The sequence below is a fragment of the Streptomyces sp. NPDC001156 genome, assembly GCF_053598275.1.
The window spans coordinates 1-1139 of sequence record NZ_JBSFJX010000565.1 but is presented as its reverse complement, the minus strand read 5'-3'; the positions used below and the strand labels follow the sequence as shown (position 1 = coordinate 1139).

The 1139-nt window shown below is 69.9% G+C and carries 1 protein-coding gene; it reads left to right on the top strand.

The window, feature by feature from the left end; translation table 11 throughout:
• Positions 1–96 precede the first annotated feature (96 nt).
• Positions 97–1139, top strand: a 1043-nt coding sequence (locus ACWDA7_RS53150; RefSeq protein WP_450615457.1) for a transposase, incomplete at its 3' end; no start/stop codon positions are given.

The window sequence follows — 1139 nt, the reverse complement described above, 5'->3', positions numbered from 1 at the left end:
GACTCTGGTGCGCAATTCCTGACGCGGGGTCGGCTGGTTGCGGCATGATCATGGTGCGGTCGCTTCCCTGTCGTGCGGCCACGGGAGTGATGTGCGTTGTCGTTGCAGCCCAAGGGCCTGCCGCCGGTCCCGGAGCAGACCGCGAAGACGGCCCGTGCCGCCTTCCCCAAGGGAAGCCTGCCGATGCGGGTCCGCGACCATCTCGCCGGGGTCTTCGCGGATGAGCCGTTCGCGGAGGCGTTCGGGGTGCGCGGGGCTCCGGGGTACTCGCCCGGCGTTCTGGCGCTGGTGACGGTGTTGCAGTTCGCCGAGGACCTCACCGACCGGCAGGCCGCGGCGATGGCGGTGCGGGCCATCGACTGGAAGTACGCGATCGGGGCGGAGTTGACCGACACCGGCTTCGACCACACCGTGCTGCCCCGCTTCCGTGCGCGCTTGGTCGAGTACGGCCTGGAGCGGGAGGTCTTCGACCGGCTGCTGGCGCACTGCAAGAACGCCGGGTTGGTCGCCGCCGGGGGCAAGCAGCGCACCGACTCCACCCATGTCATCAGCGCGGTAAGGGACTTGAACCGCACCGAGCTGGCCGGGGAGAGCGTACGCGCAGCCCTGGAGACGCTGGCCGTGACCGCTCCGGCCTGGCTTGCCGGCGTGATCGATGTGCCGGAGTTCGCGCACCGCTACGCCGAACGCATCAACGGGTGGACGATGCCCGCCTCGAAGACCAAGCGCGACCGGCTCGCCCAGATCTTCGGCACCGACGCCCTGACGCTGCTGCGGGCGGTGCATGCCCCCGACGCTCCACCGTGGCTGCGCGAGATCGAGGCCGTGGAACTGCTGCGGCAGGTCACGGTCCAGACCTACTACGTCCACACCGACGCGCGCGGGCGGGAGGTGGTCAACAAGCGGGAGGCCGACACGGACGGCGTCCCGCCCGGCAGTATCCGTCTGGCCTCGCCCTACGACCCCGACGCCCGCTGGGCGGCCAAGGGGGAGGAGCTGTTCTGGCTGGGCTACAAGGTCCATTTGACCGAGACCTGCCATACTCCACCCGAAGCCGAAGCCGAAGCCGAAGCCGAAGCCGAAGCCGAAGCCGAAGCCGAAGCCGAAGCCGAAGCCGAAGCCGAAGCCGAAGCCGAAGC